This window comes from Acinetobacter sp. WC-743 (assembly GCF_000335555.1).
In the GTDB taxonomy this organism is placed as follows: Bacteria; Pseudomonadota; Gammaproteobacteria; order Pseudomonadales; family Moraxellaceae; genus Acinetobacter; species Acinetobacter bereziniae.
Genome location: NZ_AMFQ01000050.1, coordinates 1 through 346, shown reverse-complemented (window position 1 = coordinate 346; position 346 = coordinate 1). Strand labels below are relative to the sequence as shown.

The following is a 346-nucleotide window of genomic DNA, read 5'->3' as shown; positions in this document are numbered from 1 at the left end:
TGATAGTACTGCACCAGCTCAACCTATCGTTAATCCTACAGACGGTAGTCCAATTACAGGAACAGCAGAAGCAGGAAGTACAGTAAATATTACTGATAGTTCAGGTAAAGTTATCGGGACAACAACAGCAGGACCAGATGGCAAATTTACTTTTACACCAATAACACCTATTCCAGATGGTACAGCGCTTAAAGTAACGGCTGTAGATGCATCGGGAAATGTTAGTCCACCTGCGCAAGTCATTGTTGATAGTACTGCACCAGCTCAACCTATCGTTGATCCAACAGACGGTAGTCCAATTACAGGAACAGCAGAAGCAGGAAGTACAGTAAATATTACTGATAGT

Annotated in this window: 1 protein-coding gene; it reads left to right on the top strand. The window is 42.5% G+C overall.

Features of this window, described 5'->3' with window-relative positions; genetic code table 11:
- Positions 1–346: Ig-like domain-containing protein (locus tag ACINWC743_RS07075; protein WP_009584915.1), on the top strand; the 346-nt coding region annotated here is incomplete at both ends.